The sequence below is a fragment of the Archaeoglobus sp. genome (assembly GCF_017656475.1).
Taxonomy (GTDB): domain Archaea; phylum Halobacteriota; class Archaeoglobi; order Archaeoglobales; family Archaeoglobaceae; genus Archaeoglobus.
Genome location: NZ_JACDNT010000001.1, coordinates 11,809 through 31,166, shown reverse-complemented (window position 1 = coordinate 31,166; position 19,358 = coordinate 11,809). Strand labels below are relative to the sequence as shown.

Here is a 19,358-nt window from a genome sequence, read left to right as displayed (position 1 = left end):
TCACAACTCCTCAGGAACGATCTTGTAATTTGCCTCTTCAATCTCTTGCAGCTGATCTGTGTACATTTCGTAGTAAGTCTCCCAGTCGAGTTTCTTTGACTTGTAGGTTCTTCCGGCAACTGTAATTCCCTTTGCAAGCAGCGGAACATCTGCGGGATCCCACGGATTGACGTGCCTTCTCGCTCTGTTGTCGTTGGGCATGTTTCTTGTGGGTGAGAAGAGCACTCCTCCCGCGTGCATTAGCTTGCTGAACGGGAAGTAGGCGAGAAGAAAGCTTGCAAGGGCGAAGTGGACGTAGAATATTGGCTCTATCGTCTCTGCGACTTCAACGGCATGGCCTATGTTGAATGACATTAGGCTCATGAGGAGCTCCTTAACAGCAAACAAATCAGCCTTGAAGAAGTACCTCATCAGGTTTCCGCTGATTGTTATTGCAAGCAGAAGAATCAGAGCAAAGTGGTCACTCGGAAGGCTGAGTGTCCTTTCCCTCGATAGGAATATCCTTCTGAACCACAGTAAGAAGAGGGCTGCAACGATTGCCAGTCCTGAGATGTACACAGAGGGTATGAACACACCTTTGAAGGACTCTATCTCGCTCAGCATCTCAACAAAGCTTGGAACTGGCTCAAGGAAGAATCTTGAATGTCTGATGAGTACAAGCAGAAGTGAGTAGTGGAAAAGTATTCCGAAAAGCCATAGCCAGCGTGCATCCTTCTGCGACACTCTGTCAAGGTAGTAGCGAGTGTTCTTCAGCAAGCTGCGGAAGAGGAAGATTTCGAGGAGCATCCTTCCGGCAGTTTCCCACCATGTGTAGGGTGAGTCAAAGCGATCGTAAACAGTTCTTTTAATGAAGGGGAGTGATCTCTGCTGTCCTCCCGTTGTGGGAATCTTGAGTGGCACGGGACTGTTGGCCCAGTTTACGATGCGGTAAACGACTCCTACAACGAATATCGCAACAGCGATGTAAGGCACTATTACGCCGAAAATCACTCCAATCATTCTTCCACCACCTCCTCCACGGCCCTTTCAGGAATCAGTGCGAACACCTTGACTCCAACAACGAAGATCAGGTAGACCATTGCAATAAGGCCAATGATCTGCAGCCATTCGATGATCGTTGGTGTGTAGGTAACGATGTATCCTTCAAGTGTGTGCAGAGACTCAATCTTGTAACCCGGGAGATACTCCTCTGGAAACACTTGCCCTGGAACGATCAGGTAGAAACGCTCTGCAAACACCAAAGCTGCGTGCAAGATCCCTGCGAAGCTTATCCAGCGGAGATCGTAGCCAGTCTTTGGATTTAGGACTATTATCACCGGAATTGCAATGCCGAAAATCACGAGAAGCCAGAAGCTCCAGAAGACGCCGGAAGTGGGTGTTAAGAACACAAACTGAACAGCCTCATGCAAAGCGGGAATGTATCCCTTCTCAAACCCCTCAACCGCAAGGAAGTAACCGAGAATCATCATCAACCCGGCGAAGATTAACGCTAATCCTCTGATCAGCTTCGGATCGAGCTCTCTTTTGGTAAAGCGGAAGGTGAAGTACAGGTTCGCCAGCAGCAACCCCAGACCTGAAGTGATAGCACAGACGATGAACATTGGTGGTGTTAGGGCTGAGTGGTAAAGCTCCTTTGAATAAACAAAGCTGTAGATTGCTCCAGTACCGCTGTGAACGAGGACAGCCCAGAAAACTGCTAAGCCAGCCATGAACCTTGTTGCTCTCTCCATCTCCTCAAACTGGACAAGGAGATAAACGGAACAGATGACGAAGTAGCTTGAATACAGAAACGCGTTCCATGAGAAGATTGACGTCGGGTTGAAGTATCTGACAGCGTTCATGAAGTGGTAGAGCTTTCCAATATCAAGGGCGATGCTGAGAATTGCAGCAATAATCCACGCAGCAGCCATGTATGCAGCGATTCTGCTGAAAACCTTATACTTCTTTATGTTGAACACTCCTGCCAGAGCTGAGACTATAAGCGAGCCGGCACTCAGACCGATGAAGTACGGGATTCCTGCGTTGACAATACCCCATGGCACCCTGTTGCTTAGACCGTTTAACCCTGCAATTTCATGATCGAGAACGTAAGCGTAAAAGCCTGATGCTGTTACTGCTGCCAGCACTATAACTAAAGCGAAATACTGGATCGAATCACCCTCAATCTTCTTAAACTCGACCGCCATTTACTCACCTCCAAGCTTGGTGTAGAAAACGTGCGGATCAGTTCCCAGATTGGCTCTAAGCTGAACGACGATGTTTTCTCTTAGAATCTTTGAAATTTCGCTGTTTGGATCCTTTACATTTCCAAACACCAGTGCTCCCTTTCCGTACTTATGGCATGCTTCAACGCAAGCAGGAATCGGCTCCTCTCCTTTTGCAATAGCTTCATCAATCCTGTGAACGCAGAAAGTGCACTTCTCCACCACCCCCTCAGTCCTCATCTGAACGTTCGGGTTCACTTCTTTAAGCCCTTCTCTCGGGTCGCGGAAATTGAAGCTCCTTGCTCCGTATGGGCAGGCGATCATGCAGTATCTGCATCCAATACAGCGGTGCATGTCTATCTCCACAATTCCATCAGGTCTCTTGAAGCTGGCTTGGGTTAGGCAAACCTGCACGCAAGGTGGATGCTCGCAGTGGTTACAGAGCAGGGGGATGTAAAATTCCTTGGGGTTTATTCCTGGTTTATCAAGCTCCAGTTTTGCGATTCTCATCCACTGCGGATCAATTCTTTTCTCTTCAAACTCTGGAACGTTGTTCTCTTTATCGCAAGCAACTACACATGGTGGTTTGACCTCAGGGTTGCCAGTTTTAGCTATTAGTTCTTCCATGCACTCTGTACATTTTTCAACATCAACAGCCATCCCCCATCTTCTCTTTGCCTCGACTTCTTCAGGAGATTCGATGAACTGAGTTTTCGCTGAGATTTGTGGAGTTAGAAAAGCTCCCGCTGCCGCTGCTCCTGTTAGTAACAGAAATTTTCTTCTCGACATCATGTTTATTCCTCCGAATACAGCTTTTCTGTAAACTTCAGATTCTCTGTCTGCTGTATATTTAGCTTATATTAACCTTTTGCTTTTTTATTTGATTCTGAGCTTTCTCTGAACTTAGGAGAGCCAAAATATACAAAAAAATTATGAATTTTTTATCTCATTATGATGGTTATTATAAGATATTAGTTTATGTATAGGGAAAAGTTTTAAATACAATGAAAGAGAAGTTATATTGGTGGTTGATATGGAAGCAAAACCTATAGTTGAGGTTAGAGATATGATTCTACTTTCAACTGGGGCATTAGTCTTACTTTTGCTTCAGTTACAGTTGACCTAAAATTATTTAACCACTTTTTGTTCAGGTGTAGAACTATTCTGGACTTGATCCGACCCAAAAAAAGGTTAAATTGCCCAACTCTGAAAAATTAAAAAATAAATTCAGGGGTTCATCTCGTACGCGTCAGCGTAGGAGTACACTCTCTCCACCATTCTCTCGAAGCGCTCTTTGTTTGGAACAGGCCTCTTAATCATTTTCGTTGCGTACTCGACATGCTTGTCTGTTGCAGATGGCTTTGCCTGCAGGTCGATGGCGAACTTTGAGAAGTCCCTTACCATGAAGTCGAAGATCTCATCAAGCAAGTCGTCGTCAACGTCATAGAGCTTTGCTGCTTCAAGTATGAGGTGCCCATAGACAAGCTGCGCGAACATCTCACCCCAAGGCAGCATGAAGTCGAAGTCCATCATCTGCTGTGGAGTAGGTGGCGCAGCCATGCACATCTCCTTGAATGTCGCAATCTGCTCCTTGAAGACATTGATGTTTGGCAGGTCCCAGCTGTCGTAAACCTCCTGATAGTCGTGGAATCTGACCTGGCTGAGTCCACCTGCCGAGCCCTGATTGAACAGGAATTCATCGTGCTTTGGCATGTCCATCTTCGGGACTTCTGGGAACTCACCAGGCTCAAAGAGGTACTTTGGCAGGAATTTGAGTGCTAAAGCCATGTTGACGTGCACAGTCCCCTCAAGCTTCGGCAATGCCTTTATGCGCTTTGCAGCCAGCTCGAAGTAGGTATCCTTCTCGAAACCCTTTGCAGCAATAATGTCCCACAGCAGTTCGAGGACCTGCTCACCCTCTCTCGTAACTTTAGACTTTACGAGAGCGCTGTAGAGCAGGTATCTCCTGTCCTCTCTGGAAGCAACTCTCATGTAATCGCAAGCTCTTCTTGCGAAGAGCTTCATTGCCATTAGTTTTGCATATGCATCGACAAAGAGTCTCTTGATATGCGGGAAGTCCGTGACGTACATTCCGTAAAGTCTCCTCTTTGATGCGTGGTTTATGGATTCGTAGAAGGCGTGTGTGCAAATTCCGATTGATGCCCAGCCGAGATTGAACTTGCCCACATTTACAGTGTTCAGAGCTGCATCCCACGCCTCCTCCCCCTTCTCAAGGATGTCGTCCTCAGTAACGGGATAATCGTGAATAAGAAAGTCTCCGACGAACATCTGGGCATCAACAATGTTCTTGATTAGCTCATAGTATTTTTCATCCCTCCTCAGGGCGAAGAAGGCGAATCTGCTCTTGTCCGGCTTATCTGGGAGGCTACCGTCTGGATCAGCGATTCTCGCGAAGGTTGAGATTATTGCAGCAACATTGGAGTTTCCTATGTAGTACTTCCTGCCGTAAGCCTTGTACGTTCCGTCAGGCTGCGGAACCAGCTTCGTCTCAGTTGCATAGATGTCTGCTCCATGCTCCCTTTCTGAGAGGCCAAAGGCAAATACTGCTCCGTTCTTCAGCAATTCCGCGACCTCTTTCTTTATTTTTTCATTCTTGCTCATCCATATAGGGCCAAGGCCCAGAACCGTAACCTGCCAGGTGTACCAGTAATCCAAGCTGTAGAATGCAAGGAGCTCGCTGAAGTCGCATATCCTCCAGGTGTCCCACCTTACATCAGGATCACCATCAGCGTATTCTGGAGGGGTCATGAGAGTGTAAAAGATTCTGTTCTCCTTAATGAACTCCAGAAAGTCGTCATACCACTCATTTTTCCTCGACTTCTCTTTCAGCTTTGCCTTGCCCATGTTCTCAAAAAACTCAATGGTCTTCAGCATTATTTCTCTGCTTCTCTCATCTAAGTGGTCTCCCTTATACTTTTTCGGGTTCAACAAGTCCACAGTAGAGTCCATAGCGGTGGTTCTGTGTTTGATATATAACCTTTACTTAAGACTATCAAACTGAATCTTATTCTAAAAATTTTATGGGTAGATATGCACATATTGCTCTACCAGGGTTGTAAAATCCTTTTCCCCACTTGCAATACTGTGGAAGACTTGTGAGGAGTACAAACTCTTTGATTCAATTTTAAAATATTAATATTTAAAGTTTTTACTATTTTTGTTAAAAGAATGAGTCCAGACTTGTCTGCAAAGACCCTTTCAAACTTGCCTCCGTGTATCCGAACCTCTCAAGTATTCTCAGAACAGATGGAATGATCTGGTTATCAATATAGTAGTCTTTGTCCAGTTTCTTGATTTCCGTCCCACTCTTTGTTTTTATCCTCAGGTTTTCACCGTCGAAGTCCTCGATAAGGTCTATTGGATAGGCTCTGTCCCCTATATTCCCCGAACCTCTTACGATAACATATCCTATTTTTGAAGAAACTGGATAGATTATACCCATTTCCTTTGCCTTAAGAGCGGCTTTGACGTGAGCCTGCATGGACTCGTATTTTGATGGCTTCTTTGTCAAACCCTTGTAAATCACTACATCTTCGAGGGCAACTTTTCCTTCTTTAATCCTAGATATGACGTCTTTTACGAGCGACAGAGCCTTTTCAGGATTCTTTTCTTTGAGTATGATTTCTATAACCTCCCTCTGAACCTTCTTCGCCAGTTCACACCAGTCTCCTCTTCTGACCTCCAGCCCCTTGACCACAAGCCTGCCGTCTTCGGTAAGTCCAGCATACCTCTTCTTTTCAACGAAAAAGATGGATGAGTAGTACTCGTCAACCTCAATCTGTATTGGTAGCTCTTCGTGCAGCCTGGCAATCAGCTCTTCCACCTCCTCTTTAGTCATTCCCGCCTTCGTGATGAAAATGCTGTCCGTGTCGCCGTAAAGAACTTTGAATCCCATGCTTTCAGCAATTTTTGCCGACTTCTTTATGAAATGCCTTCCCCAGGCGGTTGTTGCCTCCGCACAGGGGTGGCAGTACCACCTTGCAAGGTTCCAGCCCATGTATCCGTAAAATGAGTTCGTGAGAACCTTCAGAGTTTGCTGTTTTATATCGAGAAGCTTGTACTCCGAACTTTCGGGATCGAGCTTCTTGAGTTCCGCTTTAATCTCCCTCCTTCTTTCTATGAGCATTCTGAGAATTCTTTTGAAGAATCCATCCGGGGTTTTTCTAAACTTGTGGCCGACTTCAGGTGCTTCGTGGCAGTCTTCTCTACAGCCGTAAGTGTCAGGGCTTATGTTGAACGCTATCATTATCGACGGGTACATGCTGGCAAAGTCGAGGCAGGCTACATTCTCGTGCAAGCCCCTTTCTGGTTCAAGAACAAAAGCCCCCTCATAGCTCTCAGCATGTTCCGGTGGGTTAGGGGCAATCTCACCAATCTTCTTGGCTTCACTCAGCAGCAGCCAGTCAACTTGCTTTCCCCTTCCCATTCTCGTTATATCGTCAACTGGTAGCCTTATCATCTTTGAAAGTTCGTAGTGCATTGGCAGAAGCTCCTTGGCGATGAGGTAGGTGTTTATGGCATCCTGCCTTGCATAGGTTAGAACTTTCTCTTTTTCCCCCCTGCTCCAGTATCTGTAGATATCCTTAGCTTCAATGTCTGCGATTTCTATCTTAGTCCCAAGAAATTCCGCAACGTTCTCCAGCTTCTTTATCTTTATGTCCGAAATCCTCATCGCTATGTCGTAAAGATCAACGTTCAGCCTTCCGGTTATCTTCGGCCTGCCACCTCTGAAAACGATGCTTGAGCCATCCCTTCCGACGTTAAGGGGGATATTCCACTTTTGAGCTCTTTTTCTCAAGTAGGGCCAGTCAAAAGCATCCTGATTGTATCCGACGATGATGTCGGGGTCGCAGTTCTTTACAAGCTTCACGAAATCCGATATGATTTTCCTCTCTTCTCCCGTTAGTATCATTTCGCCATCATCGTCAGTTTTTACCGAGATAACTATAATAGGATCCTTTTCAGGTTCGGGCATGCCGAATGACGAGAGCATTTCACAGTCAAACACGAGCATCTTGAGATCCGGGAACTCCATTCTTGGAATTCTTTCCACCTTTTCAACCTTGTAGCTTCTTATGACTCCCTCAATCTTTTCCCCCTCAACCGCAATCCCGTCCATGCATGCCAGATCCTTGTCAATCAGATAGCGGTAGGCGAACGGGATGTCCGCTTCTCTCACGTCTCCAAACTGGGACAGGTAGTCCCTCAGCTTTGGAACGTGCTGTGGGTGGTAAGCATAGACGATGTATCCTTCTACCTCCCTTCCCAATGACCTTAGCTGGGCTTTTTCGTAGGACTTTACCTTAATAACATCCTTTTTTGTCGAAACGCTGGCGTTCTTGAGAATATCCTCATCAACATCGAGAACGTAAAAATAGGGGTCGAAGTTGTAATCATATGCGACAAAAATCCCCTCATCATCTTTACACCACAGCCTGACAACGGCCTTACCACCGATGGTTTCGTAGTCAGCATCGATGAGCCAGCCTTCAACTCTTTCCATCGAAACACATTATGCTAAAGAAGGATTTAAAGTTTGGGTGTGCTACACCTAAAAACTATGCCTGAAAATATTAAAAATAAAAAAAGTTCAGATTTCCTTCAGCTTCTCCCTCAGCTTTCTGGCACAGTTTATACTCACATCCAGAAGCTCATCGAAAAGCTTTTCGTCAAGCAAGTATCCACCGCTTTTCTGCATTGCAACAACGTTGTCTTCCTTGTCGGTGGTGATTGTTAGAGTTGTGTCTCCAACACTCATTTCATCCCTGCTTGGGTCGACAAGGTACTTGTTCCCAACAACGAGTGACGTTACTGAGACTGGAAGGTCTCGAACTGGAAGCAGGAAGTCCTCTCCTACCTCGAACCTCTCAGCCGGGACTTTTGTGTTCATCAGTGCAGCGATCGCTGCCAGTGCTGAAGCATCCTGCAGGTTTCCGTCATCGTCGAGAGCGTGGATGTCAACGAATGCTATCCAGACCTTCTCTCCCTCCTCGATAACAAGCTTTGATAAATCAACAGCCTCGCTTTCCCTAATTCCTCTGTCCACAACTCTCGCAAGCTCGATCGAGTTTTCATCTGGTGGTCCAGGCTCGAATGTTGGTGAAGCAAGTGGAACGAGCTCAGCATTCACGATGATAACTCCCTTGTCGGGAGTATCAGGATAAGGTTCGCCTGGCTGCATCTTAACTCCAACCATTACCTGCGTGTCACCCAGTTTGACCAGAGCCGAACCTTCGGCTTTCTCCACAACGTTTGGAATTATTTCAACATTTCTGAACTCATCAAAGCCTCTTCCGTCTATTCTCTCATTGTCTCTAAGCTTTGAGAGGACGTAGTCTCGCTTGATGTCCGCCAGAATATCTTCAGACATCTTCACCACCCTCTGTTATTTCGTCCATTTCTTCTCCAACTTCTATATATCTCCTGAGTATCGCTTCTCTCTGAATTTCGTAAATCTGCAGCGCACCCTTCTTTGCAAGCTCTATTGCCTGCCTCACCTCATCCTTAGTCATTCTGCCGTCCATTTGAAGCAGCGCTATCGATTCGATCTTGCCGTTCCTGATGAGGAATGCAAAGGGCATGTCTGCCTCTCCAAAATTGTCCTCATCCTTCATCGGATCCAGGACGAGATGCCCGTCAGCCTTGCCTACCGCAACTGAAGTAATCATCCCCTTCATTGGCACTCCAGCATCAACCAGTGCCACGCTTGCAGCGTTCAGACACGCTGTCCTGCTCCCTGCATCAGCCTGCAAAACCTCTACGAAGATGTCTATTGCACTTCTTGGGAACAGCTCCTTCATTATTACTGCTTCAAAAGCTTCCTTGCTTACCTTTGATATTTCAACACTCCTTCTGTCCGGCCCGGGCCTCTTTCTCTCCTCAACGCTGAAAGGTGCCATGTTGTACCTGTATCTGACAACAGCCTTGCTTGGGTCCTGAAGGTGTCTCGGGTGCACCTCTCTCGGACCGAAAACCGCTGCGATTACCTTGTTCTTACCCATTTCAAGGTAGCATGAGCCATCGGCTCTCTTCAACACACTTGCCTCAATTTTTATTGGTCTGAGCTCGTCAAATTTTCTCCCATCGAGCCTTAAACCATCCACAATTAACCTTTCTGGTTTCTCATTGAATTCCGACATCTGCCTTCCTCCTCTTTATAAATTCTGCAACTCTATCTGTTAAGCCTTCTGTATGAGCCTCCTGCTCGATAAGGTAGATTGCTTCCTCAGCAATGGAAACTTTCCTGCGGTCTCCATTAACCCATATCAAACCGTTCTGCCCGACAACTATCTGAACGTCAAGCTCGCCCTTAAGAAGCTTTATCATGCTCCCCTTCTTGCCTATAACTCTCGGAACCCTCGCCGGATTGATGGCCACGATTCTCCCAAACCTGATAGGACGGCATATTCTGTCCTTCATCGTCAGTGTGACCTTCATTTTGGGGTCGATGTTGAGAACCTTGGCTATTATTGCATCACCTATGTCGAGCACCTCGTTCGGTTTCCTGTTGGGCTTCATTTCCGGATTTTCACTTACGGGCAAAAAGGCCTGATATGGGGAGTAAATATCTACTGACCAGCCGTTGGCGGCGACCTCTCTAATTATACCGATAACAACATCCCCGACGGAAGGCGTGTATCTGCCCTTTAGGGGAATGACTCTAACGTGAGTTTCAGTCTGGTCAAAAAGACCTATTATTTTCGCGTAAACCTTCCCACCTTCCACGTATGTTCCGTATCCAGCGGCACGTGGATTGGTGGAGAGCAAATCTCCAGGCAGTACTATCTTCCTCATTATCCTATCCTCCTCAAAATTTTTGTCAAAGCCTCACCTTTCGCGACCTTTCCGAGCAAGTCCATCAGGTCTCCGTACATTCCTGACGGGATACGCATCACGCATATCCAGCTTCCGTCTCTCTGCCATTCTTCTTTTGTCACTCCTCCGAAGTTGTAAAGGGCAGAGATGGCTTTTCCGGTGTATTCCGGTGGTATTTTAATGGCTATTTCCATTTCTTCAAATTTCAGCGGAATAATGGGCTTCAGGGCTTTAACTATGTCCTTTACCTGTGCCTCGACCGACTTGAAGATGTCGATGTGCACCTTTGCCTCCTCCATTGCCCTTTCGATCCTTGAGGGGGGATGTGGGGCGTTTGTTCTCGGATCGATTGTGTTTCTACTAATGAAGTTGATTATCTGCTTTCTTTTCGCCTCAAGCATTTCTTTTCTCTGCTCAGCAGTTATCTGCACTTCTCCGTCGATTATTATTCTTCTGGCAATCTCGGAGATGTCCTCCGTTCCAAATACCTTTCTCAGTTCCTCTGCCGATGCCCTCTCACCCTTTCTTGCATCTTTGAAGACTTCCTCGGCAGCGAGAAGGTCCTCGAAGTTGACTTCCTTTCCTTCCTTGAGGTCTCTGGCTAAGTAAGGGTCAACAAGGACCTCGAACTCCTCTCCTCCTTTTCTGAGCCTTGCAATTACGGCCTTATCGAGGGATACCATACTTCACTTCTTCAGCAACTCTCTAATCCTCTCGTTTGCCTTTTCAACGTAGGGTCTGAGCTCTTCTGCCGTCACTTCCTTGAAAGTTTTATCGTCAACTTTAACGTAGCCCACTTCAATGTTCTCAGGGGCGAGTTCTGATTCGATGGAGAGCCCCATCGCAACCAGTCCAAGGATTAACGCATCATCAAAGCTGAGATCTTCGCAGTACTCTTTCTCAAAGAACTCTGTAACAGTGTTCCTGCCCATCCCTATTGCTGTCGCCTTATACTCAAGCAAAGCACCGCTTGGATCCGTTTCGTAAAGCTTTGGCACCTCATCGACACCAGCAATGAGCAGCGAGACACCGAAAGGCCTGACACCTCCATACTGCGTGTACTGCTGCTTGAAGTCGCAGATTTTCTTTGCAAGCTCCTTAACCGTTATCGGCTCATCGTAAGTTAATCTGTTAATCTGGGCCTCAATTCTCGCCCTGTCGATAAGAACTCTCGCATCGGCTACAAGGCCGGAAGTAGCGGCACAGATGTGCTCATCAATTTTGTAAATTTTCTCGATCGTATCTGCCTCAAGAAGCTTGCTGCCAACCCTTTTGTCGGCTATCAGAATAACACCCTCACTGCACTTCATGCCAATTGCAGTAGCACCTCTCTTTACAGCTTCTCTGGCGTATTCTACCTGAAACAGTCTTCCGTCAGGGCTGAATACCGTTATGGCTCTATCATATCCCATTTGCGGTAAATGCATGTTCACACCTCCAAATACTTTCTTCTACACCTTTTTATAGTCCCGCTGACACCGATTGTCAGCGGAGTTACCTTTACATCACCAACACTGGTCATTAGCGTGAGGGCCACCATCACCATCTCGAGCGCCTCTCTGTAGCATCTGATTATCCCTTTCTCCCCGTCGAAGCTGACTACTCTCAGCCCGCTTGCTGCAAAGCACTCACCAAACAGGCCAAGCATCTTCTCCGAGAGTGCGCGGGAAAGTGACCTCTCGTCTATCTTTTTTTCAGCTATAATCCTGAAGGCAATATATCTTTTTCTGCTTCTCAGTGATGGCGGCAGACCTTTCACAATTTCTTTACTGCGTAAGGTGAAAAAAAGTTTGTGATGATTGTAGAAATTACTGCAAGAGCCAGACACAGCACCAAGCTTAGGTAGGACAGTGGGGATAGGGCGAGAAACTTTGCCAGCATTCCCATGTAAGCCAGGTAAGCCATGAAAGCCCCATATATGAAAAAGCCCAATGCGAAGCCAACAGCAAGTGCCTCCTTGAAATTTTTCGAGAAGTATCCTGCAATCAGTCCTCCGATTATTATGCTGGCCCAGTGAAAGATGGATAAAGCGAGAGCTAACAGGAAAGATAAAGCTATAAGAATCCACCTGTTCATGGAATCACCCCCTGAAGACAATTTTCTCACCTCTAACATTGAAATCGAAGCTCTTGTACTCTCCATTCGCCCACATTTCAAGCTGATCGTAGTAGTGTGGGGAGAAGTAGTTGCCAGAATTTCCACCCGGAATTATGCAGTAGTTCTTGTCGAAGTTGACGATCATTCTCCAGCTACTCCCTGCCTGCGATACTCCAGTTCCCCAGTCAACGGCCCTTCTGAAGTTGAAAACGGTATACGTGGAGCCGTTCATCGGCATGCTTGGATAGTCGAAGAATTTAACCAAGCTGCTGAACGCGTGCTCTATGTTCAGCCTGTTGTAGTCTCCATAAACCCTGTAACCTTCAGACTCTATTATTTCAACTGCCTTCTCCATGGCTCTCGCCACAATATCCGCTCTCTGCTCCCTTTCTTCAGTCCTGATATCGTCAAACCAGATGCTGTATGCAGGCAGGTTCTGAAGAACGTAGAGGTGGGGGTAGAAGTCTTTATCCAGCCCGGCTGAGTAGAACTCATCGCCAAAAGTCTCGTTTATAAACTCTTCGAGCCAGATTGAGAACACCAGTGCCGCTTCGCTGTCTTTAACCATTCTGAAGTCCCAGTTTCTCAGCTTCTCAGCGTAGCTCTTCGCCTTTTCGCTCATTTTCCCTTCAGCCTCAAAAATGAACGGTGTGAAGAACTCCGCCGGTTTGGAGTAGACGTCTCTCTGCATTTCCATGAAGTACTCATGAGATATCTTTTTGCCTGATTTGGCAGCATCATCGAGCATTTGGTAAATCCTCATACCTCTGTATGGGTCTGCAAAGTACATCGAATCGCCAAGATAGTGCTGATAGCCAAAAACAACCCTCTGGTTTGCAGTTCCAACGTAATCGGGATTTATGAGATGGGGGATCTCCTCGAAAGGTATAAAGCCTTCCCAAGTTGAAACGCCATAGGGTTTGAACCCCCTCCACTCTCCCTCTCCAGCCGAGCCGTTGAATATGACATTGCCGGGAACTTCAGTTCCGTTAATAAGCCTTATCGGGAATTTTCCTGCTGGATAATACATCACATTTCCGTAGATGTCTGCATAAACCACATTCTGCGCGGGAACATCAAAGAGCTTCAAACCTTCAATGAACTCAGAGATGTTGTGTGCGTGGTTGTACTTGTAAATTGCCAATGCTTCTCTCGTTGCTGTCAGTCCAGTCCAAGCAACCGCAATCTTTCTTCCGTGCTTCTCTATAACAGGCCCATGAACGGTCTTTTCCACAACAACTTCTCTCTCCTCAACACCGCTGTCTGTCTTAACCCTCACCACCTTGACCTTCTTCTCCGGTTCGAGCCACTCACCTTTGTAGAGGTACTTCTCGCCATCCCAGACATAGTAGTAGAAGTCGATTACATCAGCCCCAACGTTGGTAAAGCCCCACGCCACATAGTCGTTCATCCCGATCAGGATGACCGGCACGCCTGGAAGGGATACACCTCTGACATTCTCCTCATCCACCTTCAGGTGCATCTCGTACCAGACGGGCGGGGCCATCAGGAGCAGGTGGGGGTCGTTGGCGAGCATCGGCTTTCCGTTTTCTGTGAACTTTCCTGAAACGACCCAGTTGTTCGATCCCAATCCTTCTTTCGCCTCAAATGGCTTAAGCCAGTCGAGGAGAGATTTGTTAACGATTTCGGTCCTTATTATGGGGTAAGAGTGGTTCATATACTCCGGGTATAGTTCCAGTGCCTTCTCTCCTAGCTTTTCGACGATCAGAGCTCTTTTCAAATCCCAGAAGTTACCAGTTAGACTCCACGATATCTCCTTTCCAAGCAGGAGAGAATCAACCGGAGTCCACTCTTTGGGCTTGTAGCCTGCGAGCTTGAACTCAATCGGGAGAGGGCGGTTGTTGATGTAGTAATTCACACCCTCGCTGTATGCAACCAGAAAGTCACCAATTTCTGAATCTTTGATTATGCTCCACGAAGCTTCTGCTGCACCAGCAAAATCCATTTTTATGTGGAACTCATCGGAGTCGAAGAAATCCTCACCAAAAACTTCGCTTAGCTCTCCCTTCATCATCCTTCGGTGGAGGTCCATCTGGAAGAGACGGTCTTTGGCGTGGATGTAACCAACTGCAAAAGCCATAGCCTTCTCATTTTCAGCAACTATGTGTGGCACACCGTATTCGTCAAAGTAAACTTCAGCCCAGCCGTAAGGATTTGGAACCTCTGTTGATCTGTCCACCTCCCACAGGCTGCCGCTGAAGGGGGCAAGGAGGTTGAGGTAGCTGTATGCAGCAATGACAAAGATTGCAAGTAATAGCAGGGGTACTATCACGAGCTTTTTCATGTATGTGTGTTAGACCGGTGATATATATTTATTTTGCATGAACTTTAGCTGCTTCAGGTTTATTTAAAGATATGCAGCAGCCAAACTTAAACATCTCATCTCTAGAAAATCACCTCAATCGAAAGCCGCAATCTTTTTTATCCCGCGATGCTTGCATGCTGCAGCTATCAAAGCGCCGTTTGGCAGGAAATCATAATTACCAAAAAACTTCGAGTAATTTTTCTAAAAATCCGAATCTGGTAGTTCAAGTTCACTCGTAATCTTAAGAGAACGACTTTGAACAGCGTTAGTCGGTGCATACTCTCATAAATTTAAGTTATTAATTTTTTGAATTTCGAAAATTTTAATAAAATTTTAATAAAATTTAATATTTAAACCGAAGGTTTTTATAGTGGTCAATCCAATTTTAAGTTAACCTAAATTTTGTGAGGTGAAATGTATGGAAGAAAAGGAGAAAGCAGTATTAGCAGCAACACTTGCAGCAACGTTTAAGCCAGACCTTATGACAAACGACAAGATAGAAGCAGCAACGAAGGGTCATGGTACGCTGGTAATCCCAGTTTTTTGTGCAGCAAACTCTATTGCGGAGGATATGTTTGGTGGTGTTCAGGAGCCCGAAATGAAATTGATGAGTGAGGCAACGCTCGTCGATGCTGCAGCACCGCAAATTCCATTGGATCTCGTAATTCAAAAGGCGGTCAATGAGGCGAAAAATGCGGGAGCCTCTCCTGAGAATGCCGCGCTCATAGTTGCGGCTCTTGCTTACTTTGCCGGTGCTGCAGCGAGAGCCGGAGTTCCGATGGCTAACAGAAAGCTTGGCGCGATGGCTAGGATGCATGCTGGGGCATGCAGAACGAGCGGTATAGCTCTTGTTACCAACAAGTTTACTCATAGAATACCCGCATTCCCGGCATACAAAGCCGTTTTTGAGGAACTACTCGATAAGAAGCTCACGAAGGTTGATGGAGCTGTACTTCCGCCGTTTATAGCTGGTGGAGCCATTTATGGACACAGTGCTCTGGGTGAGGACGTTAACATACCGGAACTTGCCAAGAATGCTGCAAAGGTCGGAACTCAGGCGATGATGAGAGCGATGGAGGGGGCAGGAATCACACCCTACCCACTCTGGCCGGCACTTATCGGTGCAACTGTTGCGATGGAGATAGTGCATCCAGATGCCTTCCTTGGGGAGGAATTCGGAGCGTTTGGCAGTGCCGATTCGGCATACATGGCAGGAAAGGGTGCTGTGGAGGCTGCTGGCCTGCCAGAAAAGCTGCACATAAGGGGCACAAGGGAAGAATTCGAAACTGCCAGGGTAATTGGAGACTTCGGACTTATACTGAAGGACATAGGCGGACCGTCGGTAATTGGATCAATGGCTCTAAATGAAATATTTGCGGGATTTGAGGAGTCTCCCATCATTGGCGCCGGTTTCTCAGGTGGACCGGTAAACCCACCGCTGGGCCATCTGTGCGGTGATACTGTTCCGGCCATAAGGCTGATGATGAAGTACGGGGACATTTACAAGGTTGCTGAGGAGATAAGGAACTACAAGATGAACTCTTTCATAGATCCTGAGATGGCTTTGTGCGCGCTCAACACGATCACAAGGAAGGCTGAAGAGGTTAAGAGGGGTCCCGTAACACGGGCATGCATGCTCGCAAGTGAGGACGTGAGGGATAGAGCGATCTACAGGAGGGCAGTTAAGGCGTACGAAATGCTAAAAGAGGGCAAGGATGTTGAAGAGGTTGCGAGAACCCTCGATGAAGAAAGGAAGGCTTACGTTGAGAAGAGGGGGTCGGCAATACTCTCGGCTTTCACAGGCAAGAAGATTGAGTTCAAGTTTACAGAAATCAGACCGCAGGCGAGGAGAACTGACGGATTCACCAAGAAGTTCTGGGGTTTCGACTCCTACATATCCTACGATGTAACCATTGACGGAAAAACATACCATATTGAGAACCTCTCCGCCAAAGCTGTCGTGGATTACGCACTTGAAGGTAAGGGAAGAGACGATCCGGACTACGGAACTGCTCTTTTTGCCGGCGCTGTTCTTGGGCAGGAACTTCAGTACATCGGTCATACTATCATCAACGTAACTGTTCCCGCTGCTGTGGCAGCAATTCTCGGAATGGATGAGAATGAAGCTGCAAAGAAGGCTGAAAACGGTGCATACCTGACAAGGGCAATACCAGGTGCCAAAAACAATGCAAAAGAGGTTGCAAAACTCGCCAAGCTAATACATTCGAGGCTCGTTGAGGGAGGAGAAATTCTTCCATAATCTTTATTTTTTATGAAAATCCTTGTTTTGGATCCAAAAATTGCCGGTATCTCTGGAGATATGCTACTTTCGGCCCTCATTGATCTGACAGACTCCACTGATGCAGTTTTAGACGTAGAAGAGGCAATAAACAGGCTTGAAAACTGTCAGAAGTTCAAAGTGGAAGTGATTGAGAGAGATATGGGAATACTTGCAAAGGGACTGGAGATCGACATCAAAGAGAGAAGGCTTTCAAGTCCGGCAAATCTTAGAAAAGCTGTTAAATCGGTAGTGGAGAGCTTAGAGATATCTGAGCGAGCATCAAAATTCGTTTATCGCGTAATTGACGACCTTGTAGGGGCAGAGGCACGACTTCACGGCGGGGAGTTCCATCTGCATGAAATAGCCTCGCTGGACACAATTTTTGACGTTGTTGGGACTGCGACAATACTCGACAGAGAGGGGTACTTCGACGCTGAAATCTACACAACTCCTCCCGTGCTGGGTGGGGGATATATAAAGATGGATCACGGCAAAATTGCCTCTCCCGCTCCCGCAACGCTTGAGATTCTGGCAGCACATGGTTTTAGATATTCAAACTTTGATGTCAACACGGAGTTGACAACTCCGACCGGAGCAGCGCTTTTGGTAAATCTTACTGAGAATGTGGTGGATGTTTTTCCACCTATGAAACTAAGTAGGATTGGCTACGGGGCTGGTACTAAGAGGGTTGACGGAATCGTTAACGTGCTGAGAGTGGCAGAAGGAGAGGATTTCAGGGCTGTGAACGACAGAATAGTTATTCTCGAAACCAACGTTGACGATGCTAGTGGGGAGATTGTAGGGCATGCTGTAAGAAGGCTGTTCGATGAGGGTGCTGTTGATGTGTATGTCACTCAGGTAATCGGCAAGAAAAACCGACCGGCAAACGTTATTTCCGTGATCAGTGACTACAAAAATTGCCACAGAATGGCTGAGGTTCTTATGAGGGAGACAGGAACGATAGGGGTAAGGATTTACGAGCTACCGAGATTGGTGGCAGAAAGAAAGAAGGAGAAGGTTGAAATCGAGCTCTTTGGCAAGAAGTTTGAAGTAACGGTCAAAACGTCCAAGATGGGCGAAAAGGTAATAAACGTAAAACCGGAGTACGAGGATCTCAGGAAAATAGCAGAGGACTTAGGTATACCTCTTCGAGAAGTTCTCAGAGAGGTTGAAAAAAATATTGGATAGTTACATTTTTCTCAGAGCATCCTCGGCTGCAATTATCAGCGGGGGCATCGTAGGTGCTGAGGTTAAAAGCGGATGTGTACCAATCTGCAATGTGTCGATCTCCGATGCAGTGAGGTGATTTTGGATTGCCATTGCAATCATGTTGACCATTTCTCCAACCTCTGCACCTCCCGCAACCTGTCCGCCGAGAATTGTTCCGCTCTCCTTTGCGAAAACAAGCTTCACTCTTGTTACTGTTCCTCCAGGGATACTTGAAGGATGTCTGTTGAAGCTTTCAGCGTAACCTGCAACAACTTCAAACCCCTCCTTTCTCGCAGCCTCTTCAGTTAGACCTGCAGCACCAAAGGCGACCTCTCCAACAACTGTTGAGAAAACGCCTACAGTTCCCTTGTTCACCCTCACAACTTTAAGAGAGAATAGGTTAGCCCCAACAATCCTTGCCTCAAAGGTCGCGGTTGAAGCGAGCATAACTCTGCTCGTCTCTCTTGTAAAGAAGTCCTTCTCCTCAGAGCAGTCGCCAACAGCAAAAACGTCTTTCTCGCTCGTTCTGCCGTACTCATCCGTCCATATCCTGTTTCCTATGCTTATTCTCAACCCTGCCTTTTCCGCAAGCTCTATGTTCGGTTTGTAACCTACTGATAAAATGACAACGTCAGCATCAATTTTCCTTCCATCCACCAGCTCAACCGCCTCAACCTTGGAATTACCGACTATCTTTTTGACGGTTGAGTTAAGGTAAAGCTCAACTCCAAGCTTCTTCAGCTCCTCTTCAGCAATTCTCGCAAATTCCTTGTCGAAGGCAGCAGGAAGGAGTTGGTCCATCATTTCCACTATTGCTACCTTCTTTCCCAGTCTGGCTATCTGTTCCCCCACCTCAACACCTATGAAGCCTCCGCCCACTATGACAACTCTCTCAGCCTTTTCAACAGCTTCATGGAGCTTCTTCAGCTCGTCAATGTTCTTGGACACCGCATGAACTCCCTCTTTCTCAACACCCTCTATTCTCGGTATTACAGGCGTTGAACCGGTGGCAAAAACAAGCTTCTCGTATGAGATGCTTTTGCCACTCTTGGTTTTTACAACCTTTGCTTTGACGTCAACATCTGTAACTTCGTCGATTATGAACTCGATTCCGAGGTTCTCTGCCGGCTTTGTCGGCATTATGTTCTTCTCAACCGATCCGAGAGTGCTGAAGACGTAGGGTATTCCACATGGAACCAGACCCTTCTCCTCCTTCTTGATTATCGCAACGCTCTTGTCAGGGTAAAACTTTTTTGCAGTCGTTGCTGTAACCATCCCTGCAGGCCCACCACCGATTATCAAAACGTCGTATTTCATAGTTGTTCTTTAGCCTCACCAAAATTTAATACTTTTTGAGGAAATTTATAAATATAATTATAAACTGGATTATCCAATAATTATAATC

The 19,358-nt window shown here is 46.6% G+C and carries 16 protein-coding genes; 2 read left to right on the top strand and 14 right to left on the bottom strand.

Annotated elements, in window-relative coordinates; genetic code table 11:
* From dsrM to H0Z19_RS00085, 13 genes are all read right to left on the bottom strand, one after another.
* The gene (gene dsrM / locus H0Z19_RS00145; RefSeq protein WP_290722646.1) at window positions 1–999 is read right to left on the bottom strand and encodes a sulfate reduction electron transfer complex DsrMKJOP subunit DsrM; all 999 of its coding nucleotides are present in this window, start codon (window positions 997–999) and stop codon (window positions 1–3) included.
* The gene (gene hmeB / locus H0Z19_RS00140; protein WP_290722645.1) at window positions 996–2,186 is read right to left on the bottom strand and encodes an Hdr-like menaquinol oxidoreductase integral membrane subunit HmeB; all 1,191 of its coding nucleotides are present in this window, start codon (window positions 2,184–2,186) and stop codon (window positions 996–998) included. The genes dsrM and hmeB overlap by 4 nt, the downstream gene beginning before the upstream one ends.
* Window positions 2,187–2,996 (bottom strand): sulfate reduction electron transfer complex DsrMKJOP subunit DsrO, encoded by an 810-nt coding sequence (dsrO, locus tag H0Z19_RS00135; RefSeq protein WP_290722644.1) that lies wholly within the window; start codon window positions 2,994–2,996, stop codon window positions 2,187–2,189.
* A gap of 435 nt (window positions 2,997–3,431) precedes the next feature.
* Complete coding sequence (locus tag H0Z19_RS00130; RefSeq protein ID WP_365892132.1) at window positions 3,432–5,162, bottom strand: acyl-CoA dehydrogenase; 1,731 nt, start codon at window positions 5,160–5,162, stop codon at window positions 3,432–3,434.
* 223 nt (window positions 5,163–5,385) lie between these two features.
* Window positions 5,386–7,728, bottom strand: a complete 2,343-nt coding sequence (locus H0Z19_RS00125) for a DNA-directed DNA polymerase (protein ID WP_290722641.1) — start codon at window positions 7,726–7,728, stop codon at window positions 5,386–5,388.
* Window positions 7,729–7,815: 87 nt separating this feature from the next.
* The gene (gene rrp42, locus H0Z19_RS00120) at window positions 7,816–8,595 is read right to left on the bottom strand and encodes an exosome complex protein Rrp42 (protein ID WP_290722640.1); all 780 of its coding nucleotides are present in this window, start codon (window positions 8,593–8,595) and stop codon (window positions 7,816–7,818) included.
* On the bottom strand, window positions 8,588–9,364 hold the full coding sequence (rrp41, locus tag H0Z19_RS00115) for an exosome complex exonuclease Rrp41 (RefSeq protein WP_290722638.1): 777 nt from the start codon (window positions 9,362–9,364) through the stop codon (window positions 8,588–8,590). Before rrp41 ends, rrp42 begins: the two co-directional genes overlap by 8 nt.
* Entirely contained in the window at window positions 9,348–10,019 is a 672-nt protein-coding gene (gene rrp4 / locus H0Z19_RS00110; protein ID WP_290722636.1) for an exosome complex protein Rrp4, read from the bottom strand. The genes rrp41 and rrp4 overlap by 17 nt, the downstream gene beginning before the upstream one ends.
* Window positions 10,019–10,723, bottom strand: coding sequence for a ribosome assembly factor SBDS (locus H0Z19_RS00105; RefSeq protein ID WP_290722635.1), 705 nt, complete (start codon window positions 10,721–10,723; stop codon window positions 10,019–10,021). Before H0Z19_RS00105 ends, rrp4 begins: the two co-directional genes overlap by 1 nt.
* 3 nt (window positions 10,724–10,726) lie before the next feature.
* Window positions 10,727–11,467, bottom strand: coding sequence for an archaeal proteasome endopeptidase complex subunit alpha (gene psmA, locus H0Z19_RS00100; RefSeq protein WP_290722634.1), 741 nt, complete (start codon window positions 11,465–11,467; stop codon window positions 10,727–10,729).
* Between the two features lie 2 nt (window positions 11,468–11,469).
* Window positions 11,470–11,799, bottom strand: coding sequence for an Rpp14/Pop5 family protein (locus tag H0Z19_RS00095; protein WP_290722633.1), 330 nt, complete (start codon window positions 11,797–11,799; stop codon window positions 11,470–11,472).
* Window positions 11,796–12,116: a hypothetical protein gene (locus H0Z19_RS00090; protein WP_290722632.1), complete on the bottom strand. Its 321-nt coding sequence runs from the start codon at window positions 12,114–12,116 to the stop codon at window positions 11,796–11,798. Before H0Z19_RS00090 ends, H0Z19_RS00095 begins: the two co-directional genes overlap by 4 nt.
* 4 nt (window positions 12,117–12,120) lie before the next feature.
* A complete protein-coding gene (locus tag H0Z19_RS00085) occupies window positions 12,121–14,442 on the bottom strand; it encodes a penicillin acylase family protein (RefSeq protein WP_290722630.1) in 2,322 nt (773 codons plus the stop codon).
* A 439-nt stretch (window positions 14,443–14,881) separates the two neighbouring features.
* Between H0Z19_RS00085 and H0Z19_RS00080 the strand changes: the two genes are divergently transcribed.
* Both H0Z19_RS00080 and larC read left to right on the top strand, forming a co-directional pair.
* Window positions 14,882–16,723 (top strand): hypothetical protein, encoded by a 1,842-nt coding sequence (locus H0Z19_RS00080; protein ID WP_290722627.1) that lies wholly within the window; start codon window positions 14,882–14,884, stop codon window positions 16,721–16,723.
* A gap of 12 nt (window positions 16,724–16,735) precedes the next feature.
* The gene (gene larC, locus H0Z19_RS00075; RefSeq protein ID WP_290722625.1) at window positions 16,736–17,932 is read left to right on the top strand and encodes a nickel pincer cofactor biosynthesis protein LarC; all 1,197 of its coding nucleotides are present in this window, start codon (window positions 16,736–16,738) and stop codon (window positions 17,930–17,932) included.
* Here the strand turns inward: larC and H0Z19_RS00070 are convergent, their stop codons facing one another.
* Entirely contained in the window at window positions 17,933–19,270 is a 1,338-nt protein-coding gene (locus tag H0Z19_RS00070) for an FAD-dependent oxidoreductase (RefSeq protein WP_290722623.1), read from the bottom strand.
* Between the last annotated feature and the right edge of the window lie 88 nt (window positions 19,271–19,358).